The sequence below is a fragment of the Cystobacter fuscus genome (genome assembly GCF_044360685.1).
In the GTDB taxonomy this organism is placed as follows: Bacteria; Myxococcota; Myxococcia; order Myxococcales; family Myxococcaceae; genus Cystobacter; species Cystobacter fuscus_C.
Map to the genome: position 1 here is coordinate 417,091 of NZ_CP043491.1, position 20,786 is coordinate 437,876.

At 69.4% G+C, this 20,786-nt stretch carries 12 protein-coding genes; 3 read left to right on the forward strand and 9 right to left on the reverse strand.

The features are described from left to right. The first annotated feature begins 123 nt into the window (after positions 1 to 123). Positions 124 to 1,899, forward strand: a complete 1,776-nt coding sequence (locus F0U63_RS01705) for a hypothetical protein (RefSeq protein ID WP_395842988.1) — start codon at positions 124 to 126, stop codon at positions 1,897 to 1,899. A gap of 3 nt (positions 1,900 to 1,902) precedes the next feature. Here the strand turns inward: F0U63_RS01705 and F0U63_RS01710 are convergent, their stop codons facing one another. The 4 genes from F0U63_RS01710 to F0U63_RS01725 all read right to left on the reverse strand — a co-directional run bounded on the left by F0U63_RS01710 (position 1,903) and on the right by F0U63_RS01725 (position 9,835). Beyond that, a complete protein-coding gene (locus F0U63_RS01710) occupies positions 1,903 to 2,346 on the reverse strand; it encodes a hypothetical protein (RefSeq protein WP_395842990.1) in 444 nt (147 codons plus the stop codon). A gap of 18 nt (positions 2,347 to 2,364) precedes the next feature. Then, on the reverse strand, positions 2,365 to 8,199 hold the full coding sequence (locus tag F0U63_RS01715; protein WP_395842992.1) for a DUF3320 domain-containing protein: 5,835 nt from the start codon (positions 8,197 to 8,199) through the stop codon (positions 2,365 to 2,367). 54 nt (positions 8,200 to 8,253) lie between these two features. Continuing rightward, positions 8,254 to 9,345 (reverse strand): glycoside hydrolase family 3 N-terminal domain-containing protein, encoded by a 1,092-nt coding sequence (locus tag F0U63_RS01720; RefSeq protein ID WP_395842994.1) that lies wholly within the window; start codon positions 9,343 to 9,345, stop codon positions 8,254 to 8,256. 79 nt (positions 9,346 to 9,424) lie between these two features. Continuing rightward, positions 9,425 to 9,835, reverse strand: a complete 411-nt coding sequence (locus F0U63_RS01725) for a VOC family protein (RefSeq protein WP_395842996.1) — start codon at positions 9,833 to 9,835, stop codon at positions 9,425 to 9,427. Between the two features lie 293 nt (positions 9,836 to 10,128). Between F0U63_RS01725 and F0U63_RS01730 the strand changes: the two genes are divergently transcribed. Continuing rightward, on the forward strand, positions 10,129 to 11,754 hold the full coding sequence (locus tag F0U63_RS01730) for a DUF262 domain-containing protein (RefSeq protein ID WP_395842998.1): 1,626 nt from the start codon (positions 10,129 to 10,131) through the stop codon (positions 11,752 to 11,754). 596 nt (positions 11,755 to 12,350) lie between these two features. Then, a complete protein-coding gene (locus tag F0U63_RS01735; RefSeq protein ID WP_395843000.1) occupies positions 12,351 to 12,968 on the forward strand; it encodes a hypothetical protein in 618 nt (205 codons plus the stop codon). A gap of 43 nt (positions 12,969 to 13,011) precedes the next feature. Here F0U63_RS01735 and F0U63_RS01740 read toward each other — a convergent pair whose 3' ends face one another. The 5 genes from F0U63_RS01740 to F0U63_RS01760 form a co-directional block, all read right to left on the reverse strand. Continuing rightward, complete coding sequence (locus F0U63_RS01740) at positions 13,012 to 15,021, reverse strand: protein kinase (protein ID WP_395843002.1); 2,010 nt, start codon at positions 15,019 to 15,021, stop codon at positions 13,012 to 13,014. 358 nt (positions 15,022 to 15,379) lie between these two features. Continuing rightward, positions 15,380 to 15,952 carry an imm11 family protein gene (locus F0U63_RS01745; RefSeq protein ID WP_395848302.1) on the reverse strand — a complete coding sequence of 191 codons (573 nt, stop codon included), beginning with the start codon at positions 15,950 to 15,952 and terminating at the stop codon, positions 15,380 to 15,382. Positions 15,953 to 16,024: 72 nt separating this feature from the next. After that, the gene (locus tag F0U63_RS01750; RefSeq protein WP_395843004.1) at positions 16,025 to 17,374 is read right to left on the reverse strand and encodes a serine/threonine protein kinase; all 1,350 of its coding nucleotides are present in this window, start codon (positions 17,372 to 17,374) and stop codon (positions 16,025 to 16,027) included. 84 nt (positions 17,375 to 17,458) lie between these two features. Beyond that, on the reverse strand, positions 17,459 to 19,429 hold the full coding sequence (locus F0U63_RS01755) for a serine hydrolase (protein WP_395843006.1): 1,971 nt from the start codon (positions 19,427 to 19,429) through the stop codon (positions 17,459 to 17,461). Then, complete coding sequence (locus F0U63_RS01760) at positions 19,426 to 20,754, reverse strand: GDSL-type esterase/lipase family protein (protein WP_395843008.1); 1,329 nt, start codon at positions 20,752 to 20,754, stop codon at positions 19,426 to 19,428. The genes F0U63_RS01755 and F0U63_RS01760 overlap by 4 nt, the downstream gene beginning before the upstream one ends. Positions 20,755 to 20,786: the final 32 nt, after the last annotated feature.

Consider the following 20,786-nt stretch of genomic DNA (forward strand, 5'->3'; position numbering starts at 1 on the left):
GAGAGACCAGTTGTCGGCCTTGTCCAAGGGCTTGGCGTCTCTTGACGTGCGTGACGTAGTGATGGGGCAACACGCGCGGCGGGGGCCGGAACTGCCTCCTCGCGAGCCTGGAGTGGCCACACCATGAACAACCGGTGGAATCGCGGTGCGAAGCGGAGTCTGGTCCTCGGGGGGATGATGGGAGCGGTGGGGCTGCTGCCGCTCGCCAGTCAGGCGCAGGCCCCTGACGACATCGTCCTTCCCGCCAATGTCATCTTCCTGTTGGACAACAGTGAGTCCATGCAGGACTTCCCCACCTCCCTGCCCGAGGCCTTCACTCCAGGCTCCTCTCCCACCACGGGAGCCAAGGCGGGTGACTTGGGCTACAATGACCCGAAATACGGCCATTCCATCAACACGGGCTGCACGGATCCCGCGCTCGTCGAGGCGATGAGCTGGTTCGACAAGGGCAGCCAGGATCCGGCGAAGAATGGCTCGGTGGTCTATGACAGCGACCCCGATCTGGTCGATCCCTACTTCGATTCCGCCAGCTTCTATCACTCACGGGGCCGGCGGATCGCCTGGCAGACGGAAGAGCTTCCGTACTCGTTGGGACCGCAGTTCAAGAGCATGGCGAAGACCGCCGACCCCGTGGTCGCCTGCCGGCAGATGTGGCAAGCCGAAATCAAATACTTGAACACCCCCATTCACAATGAGTGCGTGGCGTGTCTGACGACCAAGGGATGGTGGCGCGGCCCTCTCGTGCCCGCGGACATCAACGACAAGTTCGGGATGCTGGGTCCACCACGGGCGAAGGACGAGCCGCCGTTGCCCCAAGAGGCCAAGCGCAAATGGATCGTCAGCGGCCGCATCTTGAACCTGCGCCCGCCCCGATTCGTGGTGGCTCGCAAGGTGCTCAAGGACGTCCTCCAGACGGCGAGCCACGTGCGCATGGGCGTGGCCTCCTTCGGCGGAGACCGTGGCTGGTTCGACCCACCCTGGATGCTCGCGGACGTGCGTCCGGGCTGTAGCAAGTCCGTGCCTGCCATCAACGAGGCCTCTCTCGATCGACCCCTGTTGATGAAGGCCGTCAACAGCACGTTGTTCAGGCACAACGAGCGCTCCCTGGGTGAGGCCCTCTTCGGCCTGGGCGGCTACTTCTCCTCGCAAGGATTGGATGGCCTGTGGAGTTCCTGGTTCACCCAGCCCGTGGGCACTCCCTCCTGGGGCTGGCCGGGCCTGCCGAATGGTGGGACGTACGACAGCCCCTATGGGGCATATCTGAGCGGTGCCAGCTACGCGAAGGCCTCGGATGAGTGGCTCAAGGCGCCCTACTTCGACTCCTTCACGGGCATGATCCTTCCGGGCCAGCGCTTCGAGCCGGGTGGAGATAACCGGTCCATGTGCTTCCTGGAGCAGGCCAACGCCATCATCGTGGTGACGGGGGGAGAGCCCCGCTCCGACAACGCGGTGCCCATCACGAAGATGATGGAGCTACTCATCGCGCAGGGGGCCCAGCACCCGGACGGCACGCCGCTCACGTTCGATCCGGTCGATCCCGAGCACAATCCCAACTCGGGTGGCGTCAACTACTGCGACCAGTTCGAGATGGGCCCCGGCGTCCTGGCCACGAAGGCGGACTGCGACTACACCGACTACAACTGGCCCACGGGGCTGGCGGCGGGCAACAAGAACTTCATGGATGACGTGGCCTTCTTCCTCTCGCACGCGGACCTGCGCGGGTATTGGCCTGGCACCCAGCGCGTGCGCACGTATGTCGTGGGCTACGGCTCCTCCCACCCCATGCTCCAGAGCGTTGCCCTGGCCGGTCAGGGCAGCTTCTTCCGGGCCAATGATGGGGCCGCCCTGCGCCATGCGCTCGAGCAGGCGCTCATGGAGATCAGCGCCGCCACGCCTTGACGTCTACGTGCGCGGCCTCCGGGCACTGGGGGCTGCGCGCTGCAGGGCCTCCTCGAAGGGCGCCTCCTCCAGGTAGACGCGGATGAGCTCGCCCGTGCGGGAGAAGAACTTCACCATCTCGGCGGAGAAGTGCATGTACTTGCTGCGCGTGAGGATGCTCACGCTCTTGAGCGCCGAGCGGTGGGTGTTGAACCACTCGGTCCACGCCTCCTGCACGGGCAGCCTGGCCTCCGCCGAGTCCTCCATCTCGATGAACAGCTCGAGGGGGGCATAGCGGCTGATGTCCCCGCGCAGCTCGTCCATGGGGGTGTTGCCGAACTCGCCCCGATCCTCCCCCACGATGCGGAGCACCACCACGCCTGGCCTCGGCCGCCAGTAGATGAACGTGCACCGCTCGCTCTTCAGCCGGACCTCTCCGCCCTCACGCTCTTCTCTCTGGAATGCCATGTAAGTTCCCCTCGGGGCCTAACCCTTCCACACCACGCGCTCGTCCTCCACCGCGCACCGGCCCTGGCTCGCGAGCAGCTTCACGCCCTCCTGCAACACCGGCAGCACCGTGCGCGTGAGCCGCTGCACCCCGAAGAGCTTGCCCGTCGCGCGCAGCAGGTCCTCCTGGCCGAGCGACAGCGCCTGGGACAGCACCCAGGCCGCCGCGTTGGCCACCTCCTCGGCGGGCAGTTGCGCCGCCTCGCGCTCCGGGTGCGCTCCCCGGAAGTCCGTGTAGCGCTCGGGGCCGTTCGCTCCCGACCAGAGGAAATCGCCCCGCTCGAGCACCGCCCCCCGCTTCGTCAGCTCCGCCACCTGCTCCTCGATGCGCTGGCGCACCCGGGGCGTCAGCTTCTGCAGCCCCCAGGCCTCCAAGAGCCGCCGCGCGAGCAGCTCCTCGTGCACCGGCCCCTCCTGCTCCAAGACGAGGTGGATCTGCTCGCGCAGGCGCGTGGCGGCCGTGGGCGCGAAGAAGTCCGTGCCCGCCTTCACCGGCGGCAGCTTCGTGGGCACGTAGGGCCGCACGGCCCGGGCCTCGTCCTGGAGCGCCTCTGGTTCGGGCGGAGCCTCCTCGGCGGGGGCTGCCTCGGCCACTGGTGCTGGTGCTGGCGCGGAAGGAGCGGGCGCCACGGGCCGGTTGCTGGCCTCCAGCGCGTCCCGCACCGCCGTCCCGAGCGCCTTCACCTGGGCCTCGCGGTCCTTGGCCCAGTCGGAGGACCACACGCGGTGCAGCCGCCAGCCGAGCCCCTGGAGCACCTCCGCGCGCAGCCTGTCCCTGTCCCGCGCGCTCGCCGCCGAGCGGTAGTGCGGCCCATCACACTCCACCCCCAGCACGTACTCGCCCGGCCGCTCGGGGTGCGCCACCGCGAGGTCCACCCGGTAGCCCCCGCTCCCCACGTCCGCGTGCACCGTGTGGCCCAGGCCCCGCAGCGCCTCGGCCACCTCGGTCTCCAGCGCGCCCTCCGGCTTGCGCTCGGCCGCATGGGCCACCGGGGACGCCGCCTCCGCCGCCTTGCGCAGGAACTCGCGCAGGTGGCGCGCTCCCACGGCCGCCGTGCGCGTCAGGTCGATCTGCTCGTACGTCAGCGTGGAGAACACCCGCAGGCAGCAGCGCGCGCGGGTGATGGCCACGTTCAACCGCCGCTCGCCGCCCGCCCGGCTCAGCGGGCCGAAGTGCATGCGCAGCTTGCCCGTGTCGTCCTTCGCGTAGCAGATGCTGAAGAAGATCTCGTCCCGCTCGTCGCCCTGCACGTTCTCCAGGTTCTTCACGAACACCGGCTCGGCCGAGGCGAAGTGGGGTTCGATCTCCGGGAAGCGCGCCCGCTCGGCGTCGAGCAGCTCCAGGATGAGCTGCTGCTGCACCACGCTGAAGGTGACCACCCCGAAGGTGCGCTCGTGCGGCGCGTGGCGGCGCAGCGCCTGGACCAGCTCGTCCACCAGCACCCGGGCCTCGCGCGGATTGATGGCGGCCGTCTTGCCGCTCGTGCGCGACTGGTAGACGCCGTCGGGCACCGGGTGCCACTTGACGCCCAGGTCCTCCACGCGCGCCCGGGCGGCGGGGAACACGTGCAGGCGGCCCTCGTAGTACTGCCGGTTGCTGAAGTCGATGAGGCTGTCGTGGCGGCTGCGGTAGTGCCAGCCGAGCATCTGCTGCGGCAACTGCTTGGCGAGCGCCTCCTCCAGGATGCTCTCCAGCTCCAGCACGTCGTTCTCGTCGGGGACGGCCTCGGTGTCCTCGCCGCGGGTGAAGAACGTGGTGGGCGGGAGCTGCTTGGAGTCGCCCACGACGATGACCTGATCGGCCCGGGCGATGGCGCCGATGGCGTCGTGGGTGCCGATCTGTGACGCCTCGTCGAAGACGAGCAGGTCGAAGCGCCGCCCATCCGCCGGGAGGTACTGGGCGACGGACAGCGGGCTCATGAGGAAGCAGGGCTTGAGCCGCCGCGAGAGCTGGGGAATGGAGGCGAGCAGCTTGCGCAGCGCCATGTGCCGCGCCTTCTTGCGCAGCTCGCGCGCGAGGATGCCGGGCTCGGAGCTGTCGGCGGCGGCGGCGAGCCCCGTGGGCAGCTTCTGCTCCAGCGAGGCGATGACGTGCTGGCGGGACAGCTGCACGTGTTCCCCGTCGAGCCGGCGGAAGCGCTCGATGCGCCCCGCGTGGGTGGTGCCCTCGAAGTCGCGCAGCACGGGCTCCGCGTCCCGCAGCGCCCGCGTCCAGGCCGAGAGCACCGCGCGCTCGAAGGCGCGCTCCAGGGTGTCCGCGGGCAGGCCCTGGTCCTCCACCGCGTCCACGAACCGTCCATGGCCGAGCGTCCGGAGCTTCTCGGCCTGGGCCTGGTACAGGCACCAGGGCCGCAGACCGCGCAGGCCCGCCTTCCACGCGTCCACCTGCTGGCGGAGCGACTCACGGTGGCGAGGCGAGGTGAGGGGCTCCCAGGGGCGCGCCTGGAGCCCTCCGGCGAGGGCTTCCTCGGCCTGGGCGAGCCTGCCCAGGGCGGTGCGCAGCGCCAGGGCCTGGGCGGCCAGCACCTCGCGGGACGCCGCGTCCGAGGGCAGTTGCACCCGCTTCACGCCGAGGGCCTCGCGCAGGGCGCGCACCTGGAGCACGCGCTGGCCGAGCGCCTCGAGCGCCTCGGGGTGGTCCATGAACTCGGAGGGCACGCCACTCAGGACGCCCGAGAGCGAGCGGGCCTGGGAGGCGAGCACCGGCCGGCTCTCCACGACCTTGAGGGCGGTGGACAGGTCCTTTTCGATCTCCGGGTTGCCGGGCAGTCCGCGCGTGGCGAGCGCCGCCAGTTGCTTGCGCGCGCTCCACAGGAAGAAGAGGGCGAAGAGGAAGAAGGCCCGGGCCCACTTGAGGAAGAGGGCGTGCAGGGAGGGCAGCTCCAGCGAGAACAGCTCGGGCTTCCACCGGGAGGCGAGCTGGCTCTCGCGCGACGACTGCTCGCGCAGGGCGAGGGCGTGCTCCTGGGTGCGCCGCGCCACCTCGGGCCAGGCGTCATCGAGCAGGGCCACGGCGGGCACGGGCCCACTGGCGAGCACCTCGGCCAGCTCCAGCAGCGGACGCAGCGCCTGGGTGGAGGCGGGCACTTCCAGGGCCAGGGACGCGGCGAGCGGCGCGGCCGTCTTCTCCACGCCGTCGAGCGCGGCGCGGGCCTCGTCCAGGGCGCGCTCGAGCTGCTCCTCCAGCGCGTTGGACCAGGTGAGGCCGCGCACGGCTCCCCACGGGTGCTCCCCGAGCGCCTGCACGGCGCGCAGCGTGCTCGCCAGGGACTCCACCTCGGCGCGGGCCTCGCGGAAGCGCGCCTCGGTCAGCTCCTGGGGAGCGGGCAGGGACAGGCGCACCTCGGGGGCCTCGCGCAGGAAGAGCAGCCGGCTGGTGGCGCCATAGAGGCTCAGGCCGAGCGGCCAGGGGTGGTGCAGCGCGCGCACGTAGGCGTTGAGGTCCTCGCGCGTGGTGGTGAGCTCGCGCGAGCGCGCCTGCCAGGGCGGCTCGGGGGTGCGCCGGGTGCGCTCGTAGGCGCGGCCGAAGGAGGCGAGCACCTCCTTCTTGTTGCTCTTGTGGCTGTGCAGCTCCAGGCAGAAGTCGCCGAGCCCCACGTCCTCGAGGCGGCGGTGGACGACGTCCAGGGCGGCCATCTTCTCGGAGACGAAGAGGACGCTCTTGCCCCGGGCGAGCGCGGCGGCGATGAGGTTGGTGATGGTCTGCGACTTGCCCGTGCCGGGAGGGCCCTGGAGGACGAAGGAGCGCCCCGAGAGCGCCGAGGCCACGGCGGCCATCTGCGTGGAGTCCGCGTTGACGACGCAGGGCAGCTCGGCGGCGGGCAGCTCGGTGTCGAGCTGCTCGGGGTGGAACTCGCGCCCCTTCACCGGCGGCGCCGAGGTGCCCGCGGCGGCGATGTGGCGCACGAGCGGGTTGGAGAGCAGGACGGACTCGTTGTCCTCCAGGTCCTTCCACATGAGGAACTTGGTGAAGGTGAAGAGGCCCACGTGCGCCTCGTCCAGCACCTCCCAGCCCGGCCGGCTCTGGATGGCCGAGCGCATGGCGCGCAGCATGCCCGCCACGTCCAGGCCCTTCTCGTCGGGCTCGAGCTGGGTGAGGAAGCTCGCGTCGAGGCCGAAGTCACGCCGCAGCTTCTCCGCGAGCGTCACGTTGCCCAGCGGCTCCTCCGGCAGGCGCGTGAGGCCCAGCCGCTGACGGTCGCGGTCGAGTCGGAAGGCCACGGGGTAGAGCAGCAGTGGGGCGAGCCGCGGCGTCGGATCTCCCTCGGCCACCCAGCGCAGCATGCCGATGCCCAGGTAGAGCGTCTGGGCTCCGCCTTCCTCCAGGTCCGTGCGCGCGGTGCGGTCCAGGTTGCGCGCGCGGTTCCACAGCTCGGCCTCGCGCAGGGGCGAGTGGAGCTTTCCCTTGCCCAGGTCCTCCAGGCGGCGCGCGGCGACTTCCTCCTCGGTGCCCCGGGCGCGCTGCAACTTCGCCGTGCGTCCGTCCCGGGGGTCCTCCTCGGGGGCGGGCAGCAGCTCATAGGGCTCGCCGCTGGAGAACAGGTCCTCGAAGCTCGCGAGGTCCGGCACGTGCAGCGGCAGGGCGCCCTGGGTGTCGAGCCGGAAGTTGAGCAGCTTGTTGCGCAGGGTGAGGTCGAGCAGCTTCTCCTTCCACTTGCTGAAGCGCGAGACGACCTGGGCGGAGGCGGGTTTGTCCTCGGTGACGGGCGGCGTGGTGGCGGCGCGCTCGAGCAGGGTGCGGATGCGGGCGTGGGACTCCCCGGGGGAGGCCGCGAGCTGGGGCGCGGGCGTCTCCACGGCGCGCAGGGGCAGGGGCCGGTAGCGGTCGAGCCGGAGCACCCGCACGTCGAGCGCGGCGGTGAAGCGCGCGTCGTCCTGGAGGTGCTCCTTGGCCACGGTGATGGCCTGGTCGAGCATGGGCCGACCCGCGTCCACGGCGGTGGAGGAGTCGAAGGGCAGCAGGTGGCCGAGCGCGATGAGGTTGCGCAGGCGCGCGGCGTCCTCGACGAGGCCCTCGGGGAATCGCTCGTCGATGAGCCACACCGCGGGAAAGGCATGGCCCTCGATGAGGACGAGCAACGGGTGCAGGCCCATGGCCTCGAGCGCCGAGGCGAAGAAGAGCGTCAGATCCAGGCAGCACCCCGCGCGCTCTCGCAGGAGCTGATCCGGCAGGCGCACCTTCTGTCCCCGCTCCTCGAAGCTCGGGGGACTCTCCCGGTAGCCGAGCCCCAGCGCCTGCACCGCCTCGTAGAGGGCCGCCACCTGGGTGTGCACGTGCAGGGGGTCGCGCTTCTGGTAGCCACACAGGGCCCCGTCGCCCACCGCTTGCTCCAGCAGCCGCCGCACGTCTTGAAGCAGCTCGGGGATGACGGGGTGGTTGGGCGTGACGAAGGTGGCCAGCAGCCCCAGCGGCGCACGTGCCCCGGGCCAGTGGTTGTAGGGCAGCACCTCCACGTCCGATGCGCCCTCGGCGAGCGTCGTGTCCTCCCGGCGCAACGTCCAGCGCAGTTGGGCGCGCTCGGTCTCGAGGACGGAGCGCAGCCGCCCCGGGGGCGGGCGGGGATCCACCACCCCGAGGTTCGTCTCCTCTCCGGCGGGCAGCGGGGGGACGGGCACCCGGAGGGGCTCGCCCAGGTCCGGCTCCAGCCGCACCTCGAGCACGGTGGGCCCGAGCGCCGTGTCGCTCGTGTTGCGCAGGAGCACGTCCCGGATGAGGGGCACGCCGCTCTGCTCCATGGCGAAGGTGAGCGTGGGCGCGGTGAGCAGTTCGACCTGGACCGGGGACGGCGTCGGGGCGGGTGCGGAAGTCGACATGTGGGGCGATCATGCCATGCCGGCGCCGCCCGTCACGGGACTGCCCCGTAGGACTCAGCGTCCGTCCAGCAGGCCCATCCGGTCCTTGAGGCGCAGCACCCGCCGCACCGCGGCGTCCAGGCGTCCGAGCCTCTCCGTGTCCGTTCCCACCAGCTCCGTGAGGATGCCGAAGTAGTCCAGGCCGCCGGACCAGTCGGGGGGCTCGGTGGTGAGGATGAGATCGTTGCCCGCGAGGAAGGCGCGCCGCACCACCTCCTCGCGGGTGGTGCCCAGGTGCGCGGCGAGGGCCTGGATGGCCACGTCGTCCGTCACCGAGAGGCCTCCGCCCTCGTGGGCCAGCGCGACGAGCGAGGGCTCGAGGATGGCGGGGGCCGGGCCGAAGGCGGTGTAGACGATGTTCGACATCATCACCCCGCCGAGGAAGCGGTCCGCGGCGCGGAACGCCGAGGCCTCGTGGCGCACGCGCTCCTGGCTCCAGTCGGCGAGGGCGCGCACATGGTCCGAGTCCGCGTCGAGGTCCCCATAGCCCGGGAAGTGCTTGCCGATGGAGACCACGCCGGCGCGGGAGAGGCCGCGGGCGAAGGCGGTGGCCTTGCGCTGGACGACCTCGTGCTCGCCGGAGAAGGCGCGCCCGTTGCGGGACATGTGCCCCGTGGGGGCCACGTCGAACACGGGTGCCAGGTTCATGTTGAGGCCCACCTGCCGCATGGCCTCGCCCACGCGCCGGCCCCAGTCCTCCACCTGGGCGTCCTCCAGAGCGGCCATGTCCCGAGCGAGGGGAAGCTCCTTGAGCGCGGCGTGCCGGGAGAGGCGGTTGAAGCCGCCGCCCTCGATGTCCACGGCGAAGAAGGGGGGGATGCGGGCGCGCTCCCGGGACGAGCGGATGCGCTCGCGGGCCGCGTCGGGCTTGCGCAGGGTGCCGCCCACGAAGAGCACGCCGCCCACCTCGACGGGGGTGTCCTTGCCCACCTGGGGGTAGGCGAGCAGCAACTGCCCCACCTTGTCCCGGAGCGACAGGGAGCCAAGCACGCGCTCCACGCGGGCCTCGTCGGGCACGCGCTCGGAGAAGGGGAGGGGGCGAGGGGGCGTGGCTCCGGCGCCGGTGGCCAGGAACAGGGTGAGCAGGAGGGCCGGGACGGCGGGCATCGGGGATGGGGATAGTCCAGGAGTGAGGGTCCGGGCAATCCAGGGCGAGGCGGGGCCTGGATGGGTGCTCGCTCCTCGATCAGGGGCCGGCGAGCGCGTCATAGCCCCGGCCATGGAACTCCAGGAGACAGAAGCCATGGCCGAAGGGGTCCGCGAGATTGGCCATGCGGCCCCAGGGGAACGATTGGATGCCCACGTCGACGGTGGCACCGGCGGCCTGGGCGCGGAGCACGGCGGCGTCGAGGTCGGTGACGGTGAAGTCCAGGTGGACGGGGGTCCAGTGCCGGCGGTAGTCGCGCGGGGAGGAGGCGCCCGGGTGGGGTGGGCTTCCGGAGGGTTTGGCGAGCAGGTCGATGGGGGAGGATGCCCCGAGCAGCTCGACCCAGTCGGAGCCCTGGCGGCGGCCGGGCGTCAGACCGAGGGCCTGGGTGTAGAAGGCGAGGGCCTGGTCGAGATCGGCGACATCGATGCAGACACGCAGTGGGAGCATGGTCGTAGGAGGGGAGGGTGCACGGCCTTCAGGGCATGAGCAATTCGGAGCGAGGATTGGGGATCATGGACGTAACGTACTTGGCGAGAGGGCTTTGTCCGGGTTCTGGACGCTGCGGCTCGACGGGCTGCTTTCGGTGCTCGCGAGAAGTCCGCTCTGAAGGCCCCTGCTGGGGCGGCATTATCCATCTTCGTACGTGGACCTCAGGTGGAGTAATCTGACGCAGCAGAATGAAGAACTTCGCGCCTCGTACTATCGCCTGCGTCCGCGACTAATTAAGAGGGGAACTCCTTATGAAAGCCGAAGAACGCACCATATCCAAGATCTTGACGGAGCAAATCCGCTACGAAATCCCGCCCTACCAGCGGCCTTACTCTTGGAGAAAAGCAAACGTCCTTCAACTTCTCGAGGACATATGGGAGGCCTACGAGGGCAATGTTACCGAGTACTTCATCGGGTCGCTCATCACCATCGAGAAGGAGCACGATCGCCGCTACGATGTGGTGGATGGACAGCAGCGCTTGACCACATTGAACCTCATCTTCGCTCGTCTGCGGGATCATATCTCAGATGATGCGGCGAAGGTCGAGCTCGGCAAGCGCATTCTTCCGCGCAATGTGCTGACTGGAGAAGCAGAGACTCCTCGCTTACTACTGAGAAAGAGCGACCAATCCTTCTTTCGCAAGTACGTACTCGAGGGTCAACCGCTCCCTGGTGGAAACAAGGACAATCTCGATGTGCCCCAGCTTCGCCTGATTGAGAACCTGGAGGCCGTCGATGCCTTTTGCGAGGGCAAGAGCCAGCAGGTACTCAAGCTGTTCGCCAACTATCTGCTGTCGAAGGTTTACGTCGTCTTCGTTACGACGCAGTCATTGCAATCCGCTTATCGCCTTTTCAACGTCCTGAATGCGCGAGGCATGCCTCTTTCCAACGCTGACCTCATCAAGAACTCCCTCTTCAGCCACCTTGAAGGACATGCGAATCGTAGCGAGGAACTTGAAGAGCGATGGCTCGAATTGGAGGAGGAACTCGGCATCGAACGCCTCGATGCATTCTTCAGTCATCACCGCACGTCCGTTCTGGCTGCGAAGGCGCGCCGGGCGTTGCACGAGGAGATCGAGCCCCTTATCGAAGCGACCGAAGGTGGGCCATTCGCGTTTCTTGAAAAGGTCATCGGTTCGGCCAAGAACTATGTGCGCATTGTGGATTGCGAGTTCAACGATGTCTCTACACTCAGAGCTTTGAATGCGTTGTGGCGCGTCGAATACGATGAATGGATCGCTCCTCTCCTGGCGTACTTGAACAAACCTGTTGAGGGCTTGTCGGAGGCTGAGTTCACCAATCTGCTCGAGAAGATTACGATGCAAAACTGGGTGCGTCGGCTTGGCCGAACTGCACGGCTCACCGTGTACTACCAGCTCATTAATGCGATCCGAGAGGGAAAGGACGCGGATGAAGTCCGGCAGATCTTCCGCAGGAACGCGCAGAACACAGAGTTTCTCGGGTTGCTCGATGGGGAGCTTTATGGAATGCCTTTCGACACTGCCGTGCTCCTGCGGCTCGAGGATGCCGCACAAGATGAGTCGGTGACAAAGACTTACAGCGGGCTCCTGACCATCGAGCATGTACTTCCGCAGGCCCTCAAGGACGCTTATTGGAAGGAGCGTTTCTCGGATGAGCAGCATGGCTTGTGGTTGCACCGCCTTGGAAATCTCGCGCTGCTCAGCGGACGTAAGAACTATAGAGCGCAGTACTACGGCTTCGATCGTAAGAAGAAGATCTACAAGGAGCGGAGCAAGAATGTGTCCTTCGATCTCACCAAGGAGGTTTGTGATCAGCCAGAGTGGTCGGTTGCGGAGATCAAGGCACGGCATGAGCGCCTCTTGGAACTCGCCAAGGAGACATGGGTCATTGTCTGAGGGGAGTGTGTGATGAGCACAGGCTGGGGGCTCCGGCTTGTCTTTGGATGAGTCGCCCAAATCACCTGGCTGCGAAGGTGAGCACTTTTCTTGCGTGGGTCGGCATGGGATTGGCTCGCACCCACTCCCTTGAGGTCCGCGCCGGCTGGAACGCCCCACCAAGCGGACACCCCATTGCCTATGTGGTCGTGGAAGGGGCAGGGAGATGGTCTCGACGTTCGCGCCCGTGTGGTCGGTGATGTCCTGCCTTCTTGTCGAGCCAACGAACCTGGCTGGGCAGGAGGTCCCTATCATCTGGACGTTCATCACGGGCAGGTCCATCAAGGACATCTCCCTGTTGCACTTGTTTTCCCCGAAGCGAGTTCCAGTTCCATGAATTGATGTGTTTACCCTGGTTCGTGGCCGTGCTCGTGTCTGGCGGCCATTGCCTGTTTTCCTTTGCCTCGGGGCGCGGTGGGACATTTCTTCATCTACTGGCACTCGATTTCTTCACTTGAGCCCAACACTGGCAGTGTGCTTAGGTTGAGAAAACGAGGTCACCCCACATGCGCCACTCCTTCTGGAAGTCCTTTCTGGTTGGATTTCCATGTCTTGCCTTGGTCGTGCTGCCCCCCGCGGTAGGACATGCGGAGGAGGACGACAGGATCTGGGACGCCGTCCACAAGATCAGCCAGCTCTACGAGAAACTCGAGTACGAGCAGGCTTTCACCCTGATCCAGGGGGCCCGGCGTCTTCCCCGAGGGGTGGAGGGGGAGGTGACGCTGTCGCTGTATGAGGGGATCATCTTGTACGAGATGGGTCTCCAGGAGCCTTCTCGGGCGGCGTTCCGTGAAGCGCTCCAGATGCGGCCCGGCGCGGATCTTCCCGAGGACGTCGCCCCCAAGGTCCAGCACTTCTTCGAGGCCGTCCAACTGGAGAGCGCACGGGAAAAGGCTGTTCTTCCCGCTTCGCGCAAACCGGCTCCCGAGGCGCACCCGTCCGCGCAAGAAGAAGAGGAGGACGAGGAGGACGAGGACCAGGATGCCGCCGTGCAGGCGGATACCGACGAGCAGGACGGAGTCGTCCCGGTGGAGGCCTCGGAGACGCGCACCGTCGCGGCCCTGCCGAAGGCGCGGACTCCCGCCTCAGTGGAGCCCGCCGAGCCGCCGGTCTCCGCTTCTCCGATGGACGCCTCCCCGCGGCCCCAGACGAGAGAGGACCCCAGCGTCGAGTGATGGGTGTGCTTCCCGAGAAGGAGCGCCGCGCCGCCCGGGCGGCCTACTCGAGGAAGGTGTGTTTGAGGAGGTAGGGCTCGTTGGGTTTGATGTCGACGTCGTACCACTTCTCCCGCCTCTCCCCGGACTCCTCGTTGAGGAGCCTCACGCTGTGGCGCCCCGCGGGCAGTTCGAGGGGCTCCAGGGGCGTTTCGCCCACCTTCCTCCCATCCACATAGACGATGGCGTAGGGCCGGATGCGAAGCTCCAGCTTCCCCTTCGCGGTGGGCTTCGCGCGAGGCGCGGCGCGCTTGGGCTCCTGCGCCGCTGGCTTCGCGGGGGCGGGGATCGCCTTCTCCGCGACGGGCTCCGGAGTCGCCGGAGTGGGCTCGGCCTCCGGCTCCGGGCTCACGGGCTTCGTTTCATCCGGGGGACGCGCGGCCACCTGGGGCTCGGAGGTCTCCGGCTCCGTGGGCGTGGGGTGCTGCTCGGCCGGCGTCTCCACGGGTGGGGCCGCCGCCACGGCGGGTGCCGGGTTGTTCCCTCCTCCGGGGGGCGAAGAGGGGGAAGCCGCCAGGGGCTCGGCCTGTCGCGGAGGCGCTGTTTCCGGAGCCGGGGGGACTTCGGGACGCGTGGCCACGGCGGGTGGCTCCCGCCGCTCGGGGGCGGAGTTCGTCTTCAAGAGGAGGACGCCCCCTCCACCGAGCAGCAGCGCGGCCACGCACACCCCCACGACCCATCGGCCCGCTCCGCGGGATTTGTCGGGCGTTGTCTCCCGCCGTGCCTCCACTGCCTTGGCGGCGGAGGGCTTCGCCGCCGGGAGCGGCTGCACCGGGGCACGCAGCGGGCGGGGAGTCCGTACCTTCGTCGTCTGGGAATCCGGCGTCTGCTCCGCGGTCACCAGCTCGGGGGCCGCGCGAAGCCTCGTCCCCGAGGGCAGATGCTCCGGGGGTGGCGTCATGTCCGCACCCAGGGACGCCTCGAGGGCTCTCGGCTGGGGCGTCTCCAGCTTCGTGGGGAGTGAGCGGGGCGACTGCATCGTGGGCTCGATGTCGGCGGAGGCGTCGGGGTCGAGGCCCAACCGGGCGGGATGCGGCGTGTGGGTCGGCGTACCGGGCGCCTGGGGCCCACGCGGGGCCGGGGTGACTGGCAGGTCGGTGCTCGACACATGGGTGATGAGCTGGGCCACCTGCTGCGCCGTCACGGGCTTGCCCGCCGAGAGGATGTAGTCCTCCAGGTCCGATTGGAACGCGTGGCAGTCCGGGTAGCGCTGCTCGCGCTCCTTCGAGAGCGCCCGGGTGAGGATGTGGCGCAGGGCCTCGGGCAGGTCCGGCCGGTGCTTCGTCGCGGGCACCGCGGGCTCGAAGAGGATGGACTGCATCAGGCCGACCTCGGAGGTCGACTCGTGGGGTTTGCGCGCCGTGAGCAACTCGTAGAGCACCACCCCGAGCGCGTACACGTCCACGCGCCGGTCCAGCTCCTGGGCGCGCAGCTGCTCGGGCGGCATGTACGAGATCTTCCCCTTGATGACGCCGCTGGCCGTGCGGTGCCCCTGGTCCGCCGCCTTGGCGATGCCGAAGTCCACCACCTTCGCCGCCCCCTGCCGCGTGAGCAGGATGTTGTCCGGGCTGATGTCGCGGTGGATGAGCCCCAGGGCCTTGCCCGTGTCCGGGTCGGTGAAGTCGTGGGCGAAGGCGAGCCCCTCGCACGCGTGGGAGACCATGCGCGCGCACAGGGTGGTGGGCAGCGGCAGGCCCTGGGCCGCGGCGCGCTTGATGAGCGTGCGCAGGCTGGGCCCGTCGATGTACTCCATGGCGAGGAAGTACGCGCCGTCCGCCTCGCCGAAGTCGAAGATCTGCACGATGTGCGGGTGCGTGAGCCGGGCGGCGAGCATGGCCTCGGAGAGGAACATCTCCACGAAGGTGGGCTCCTCGGCCAGGTGGGGCAGGATGCGCTTGAGCACCAGGGTCTTCTCGAAGCCCCGCGGACCCGCGGCCTTGGCGAGGTACACCTCGGCCATGCCGCCGGTGGCGAGCTTGCGGATCAACTGGTACTTGCCAACCTGTTGCGTCACGAGCGCGCTCCCCTCCGCCACATCCGGTCTGGCGGTCCCGCGGAGCCTCACGGCGGGTCAGCCCGTGCGGCGCGCGGATGGGGCGAATGAATAGCAGGAGGCGCCGCTCTTGTCGTTTTCCCGCTGGAGTGGAGGGGGCGGAGCCGGGATCTCCGCGCCGTGTTTCCTCCGCTTCCGGCTCCTCCGGGGTTTCCTCACGGGCTCGTGCCGGCTGGGACGCCCGCCAGGGGACACTCCAGCGTCCGGCGTGGCCGTGGATGGGCGGCACTACGGCGGGGAGTGTCGACGCTCGAGCCCGCGGGGTTGATGTGCAACTTCCAACAGAGCGGCTTGCCGCGGCTTCTTCCTCCAGTTCCAATCAAACCTCGTCGAACCGCCCACCCACGATGCCGGTTCGCTCCAGCGCCTCCTTGACCTCTCCATCGACGATGATCGGCGGGTGCCAGCCCCAAAGCCGGAACACGCGAGCCTCGCCCACCTTCGACTTGTCTATACGCAGCCCGGAAACGGAGTGGTATTCGCCCACTCGATCCAGCCGCCCATCCGCTGGAGTGTAGAGTTGCACTTCCTCGCATGCCGCGTCGTCGATACATCGAACCGTCCGCGTGACATTCAGCAAGAAGAAGGCTTCTCCCTGACCCTGCACCTCGACTGGGAAGAGTTGGACGTCCCGGGATGCCATCTCCTGGAACACAGACGAAACCCGTGCGCTGACAATAGGAGTTCCGGCCACTGTCGTTTTATCGAAATCCAGCGGTCTGCCAGGACGGGGAACGGGAACCCGAAGAGGCCCGGGGGCTGTGATTGGCCTTCCGGTGATGAACCCCCAGATATCCGGGACCTCCTGCCCAGCCAGATTCGTGGGCTCGGCGAGATACCAACGCCCCTGAACGTACACATCGAAGTCGAGAGAGAAAAAGCGGCGCGCCATCGGATCATCCCTCGGGAATTCTCGTGATGTCTTCATGGCGCTCCCCGAGAGCAACGTCCCCATGATCCGAGTCTAAGACGGAAGCGTCGCCCACCAGAGCAGCAGTTCCACGACCACGAGCAGCGCGACCGCCGCCAGTGCCAGCATCCACGGGCGGATCCGCCTCGGGGGCGTGTGGCTATCGGCGACGGCTCGCGCGGCGGAGCGGACCTTGAGGGACAGGGGCGCGGGGGGGATCACCGGGCGGCCGCGCACGGGGGACTCGTTGGAGGGCTCCCCGGAGAACTCCTCAGGGGCTCGCATCTCCTGGGTCTGGGGCGCGACCATCGTCTCGTCCGTCGAGTCCTCTCCCAGGGCGACCCGGGGGCCGGGCTCGTGGCTCCCCGTGGACAGGGGAGGAAGTTCCGGGAGCGCGTCGCCGGGCCGCGCCACGAGCCCCGGACTCTCGGGGGCGGCCCTGTGGTGGACCGCGGTGTCGAGCCGGGGGTACTGCGGCAGCTCGGGCTCGGCGTCGAGCTGGGTGATGAGCTGGGCGAGGTGCTGCGCCGTCACCGGCTTGCCGGACTCGACGATGAACTCCTCCAGGTCCGTCTGGAAGGCGACACAGTCCTGGTAGCGCAGCCCGGGGTCGCGGGCGAGCGCCTGGTCGAGGATGCGCCGCAGGGGCTCGGGGAGCTCGGGCCGGAACGTCACCGCGGGGGTGGGCGGATCCTGGAGCAGGGCGCGCATGAGATCGGCCTTGGCCTTCGTCTCGTGGGGCCGGTGTCCCGTGAGCAGCTCATAGAGCACCACCCCGAGCGCGTACACATCCGCGCGCCGGTCCAGGGTCTCTCCCCGGAGCTGCTCGGGCGCCATGTACGCGAGCTTGCCCCGGATGAGCCCTACTTGCGTCTGGTGGTTCTGTCCGGCGGCCTTGGCGATGCCGAAGTCCACCACCTTCACCTCGCCCTGGCGCGACAGCAGCAGGTTGTCCGGGCTGACGTCCCGGTGGATGAGGTGCAGGGGCCGCCGCGTCTCCGGATCCTTGAAGCCGTGGGCGAAGGCGAGCCCCTCGCACGCGTGGGAGATGATGCGGGCGCACAGGGTGAACGGCAGCGCCTGCTGTCGCCGCGCGGCCTTCTTGATGAGCTCGCCGACGCTGGGCCCGTCGATGTACTCCATGGCGAGGAAGTACGAGCCGTCCGCCTCGCCGAAGTCGAAGATCTGCGCGATGTGCGAGTGGGTGAGCCGGGCGGCGAGCTTCGCCTCGGAGAGGAACATCTTCACGAAGGAAGGCTCCTCGGCGAGCTGGGGCAGGATGCGCTTGAGCACCAGGGTCTTCTCGAAGCCCATGGGCCCGGCGGCCTTGGCGAGATACACCTCGGCCATGCCGCCCGTGGCGAGCTTGCGGATGAGTTGGTACTTGCCGACCTGCTGCGTCACGCGCGGAGTCCCTCGTTTCCGTTCCCGTGGGGAAGCCTCGTGGATATCAGTCCCGTGGCGCGTTGTCGTCGCCGGCCCGCCGGGCTACTCCTGCTGGGCGGCGCGCTTCGGCAGGCGCCCGGCGTTGTCCGGCACGGGGTCCACGGGGGCGGCGACCGGGGGCGCGCGGGGCGGGGTGCTCCGGGGCGCTGGCTTGTCCTGCCCCGGCAGCTTCGCGAGTGCCTGCCGGGCCTCGTCCGAGCGCGGGTGGAGGGCCACGGCGCGCTCGAGCCAGCGCCGCTGCTGCTCGCGCTGTCCCAGGCGGCCCTTGAGCGCGGCGATTTGCAGCATCTCCTCCACGTAGTCCGGGTGCGTCGACACGCCCGCCGTGGCCGCCTCCAGCGCGGGCCAGAGCGTCTCGGGGCGGGCCACCTCGTCCAGCCGGACGCGCAGCAACTCGGGCACCTGTGAGCGCCGCCAGTCCTGCTCGTAGCGCCGCGCGTCCTCGCGCAGGGGCTCGCCAAAGCGCAGCGGAGCGGGGCAGCCCACCCGCTCGCACGCGGCGACATAGGCGTTGAAGAAGGCGAGTGGGCCCCGCCGGGGATAGTCGCGCAGGGCCTGGGCTCCCTCCACCTGCTCCAGCGTGCGGGCCATGTGCGCGCCCACGCGGATGAGGAGTGAGTCCGCGAGCGGGTGATGGCCCGCGCGCACGCGCACCATCGCCTCCTGGGGATTCTCGGAGATGCGCGCTCGGTCGAGCAGCGTGCTCACCTGGGTGAACGCCGCGCTCAGGTCACCCGGCTCGGGGAGGACGCCGGGCCCGTGCACCGCCCACTGGTAGTAGGCGAGCCCGTAGGTGAAGAGCCGCCCGAGGCCCTCGTGCACCACGGCGTCCACCGGATCGGCCAGCGCGGCCTCGCGGCGCACCTGCCCGTCCTCCAGCAGCGTCTCGAGGATGCGGCTGGACACACGCCGCAGCCGCTTCGCGTCGTTCTCCAGGTTGGTGGCGAGCGCGAGCACGACGTCCTCGGCGGGGAGCAGCACCAGCAGCGTGCTCGTCTCGGGCTGCCCGCCGGCGTGGGTCACCGTGTAGTGGCCGCGCAGCGGGTAGGTGGCGAAGCCCATGCCGTAGTCGGTGAGCTGGCCCTCGCGGGTGCTCATGGACGTCTGCATGAGGCGCGCGGTGTCCGCGGTGACGAGCTCGTGTCGGAGCATGGCCTGCCCGAAGGCGAGCAGATCCTCCACCGAGGCGCGCGTGCCTCCTCCGGCGAAGCGGCTGGAGACATCCAGGTACTGCGAGGGCAAAAGCTGCCGCTTCTCCAGGCGGTAGCCCACGGCGTGCTGCCGGTCGCGCGTGCGGTAGTCGTCCAGCGCCGCGTGGCTCATGCCGGCGGGCTCGAAGACGTGCTCGCGCAGGTAGTCGCCATAGCCCTGGCCCGAGGCCGACTCCACGGCGGCGCCGAGCAGGTTGTAGCCCCAGGTGGTGTAGACGAACTTCGTGCCGGGCTCGGCCACCAGGGGTTTCTGGATGAAGAGCGCGAGGGCGCCCGCGGTGTCCAGGTGGCGCACGTTGTTGGAGGACTCGGGCCCGTCGTAGTTCGGCACGCCGCCCAGGTGCCCGAGCAGCTCGCGCACGGTGACGGGCCACTCCTTCGGGGGGAAGTCCGGCAGGAGCGATTGGATCTCCGCGTCGAGTTCGAGCTTGCCCTGCTGGGCGAGCTGCAGCACGGCCACGGCGGTGAAGGACTTGGTGATGGACGCCATCCGGTAGGTCGTCCGGGGCGTGGCGGGTAGCCGGTGGGCGAGGTCCCTCCACCCATAGCCCCGCGTCCAGCGCTTGCCCTCGTGCAGCACGCCCACCGACAGCCCCGCGTGGGGGCCGCGGGCGAGCTCGGCGCGCACCAGCTCATCCAGCGCGCGCTGGATGTCCTCGGAGAAGGGCGGGGCCGGGGGAAGGCTGGACTCGGTGGCGGGCTCGGCGGAGGCGGACGCCCGGGCCACGCGGAGGGCTGCCCGGGGAGCCGCCTGGGCCGGGACGCTCAGCAGCAGCAGCGCGGTGAGCAACGTCTTCTTCATGGGAGGCTCTCCGTGGTGTGCTCTGAAGGGCGTTCTGGTGTCGTGCCCGCGTCCACCCAGGCGTGCAGGAGCGCGTCGGTGAGGAGTTGTCCGAGCAGGTCCAACCCCTTGCCGCGCGGGTGGACGAGGTCGTCGTGGACGAGTCCGGCCTGGGCGAAGCGCGAGATGGAGCCCGAGCCGCCCATGGCGGAGAACATGTCGAAGAAGGCACAGCCCTCGTCGAGGGCGATCTTCCGCTCCAGGGTGATGACCTCGTCCAGGAAGGGCCGCTGCACGAGCCGCTGGGGGCCGGTGCCTCCGCGCACCGCGTCGATGGGGCCGACCACGAGACAGGCCGCGTCTGGCACGGCGGCGCGCGAGCGGCGCACCAGGGTGCGCAGACCCGCTTCGACTTCGTCGAACTCCGAGCGGCGCCACTCCAGGCGCTTGGCCTCGTTGCCGCCGAGGATGAAGAGCAGCAGGCGCGGGGCGCGCTCGGCGAGCTGGGCGCGGAAGAGGTCCTCGCGCGCGCGCAGGAAGAGGTTCGCATCCGCGGAGGGCACGCCCAGCGTGTCGAGCACGATGCCGGGGCGGGAGCGCTGCAGGACGAGCCCCTGCACCACGGCGCCTCCGCCCTCGGCGACCAGCTCCAGGGAGCGCGCGCCCTCGGGGAGCTGGAAGCGCTGGGAATGGGCCTCGCCGGTGCCCAGGGGCAGGGTGGTGGTGAGGGGTCGGCCGTCGACGTGGACGTAGAGCGGTCCGCTGCCGGGCGCATCGAACCACCAGAGGGTGGCCTGGGCCTCACCCTCCAGCGCGAAGCGGCTCCGGGCCTTGGACGTGGCCTGGTGGTAGACGCCGCTGATGCCGAAGGGCAGCTCGGCGAGCTTCATCTCCCCGAGCGTGCGTGGCTGCCAACCCCCCTGGGCGAAGCCCGAGCGGACGCGGGGCCCATAGGGCGCGAGCCGATCCGCGAGCAGCACGCCCCGGCCCGCGTCGCCGAAGGTGGCGCGCAGCTCCTCGCGCAGGATGTCGACGATGCGGTCTCCGGCGATGAGCGAGTTGCCGAACGCGGCGATGACGGTGGGGGCGGAGGCGGTGCCCGTGGCGAGGGCGTTGAGTGACTCGAAGAAGGGGGCGAGGGCGGTGCGCTCGCAGGTGCCGTCCGCTGGGGTGACGCAGGGGTTCTCCAGCCGGGGCGGCCGGGTGCCGAGCTTCTTGCCGAGCGCGGCCAGTTGGAGCGCGCGGGGCGAGGGCTTGGGCAGCGTGGGCGTCCAGGCGAGCACGCCGACGAGAAGGGGGACGAGCGGGAGGAGTCTCCACCGCTGGTCACGGGATGCGTCGATCATTCGAGCGCGGACTCTAGACGAAAGCCCCGGGT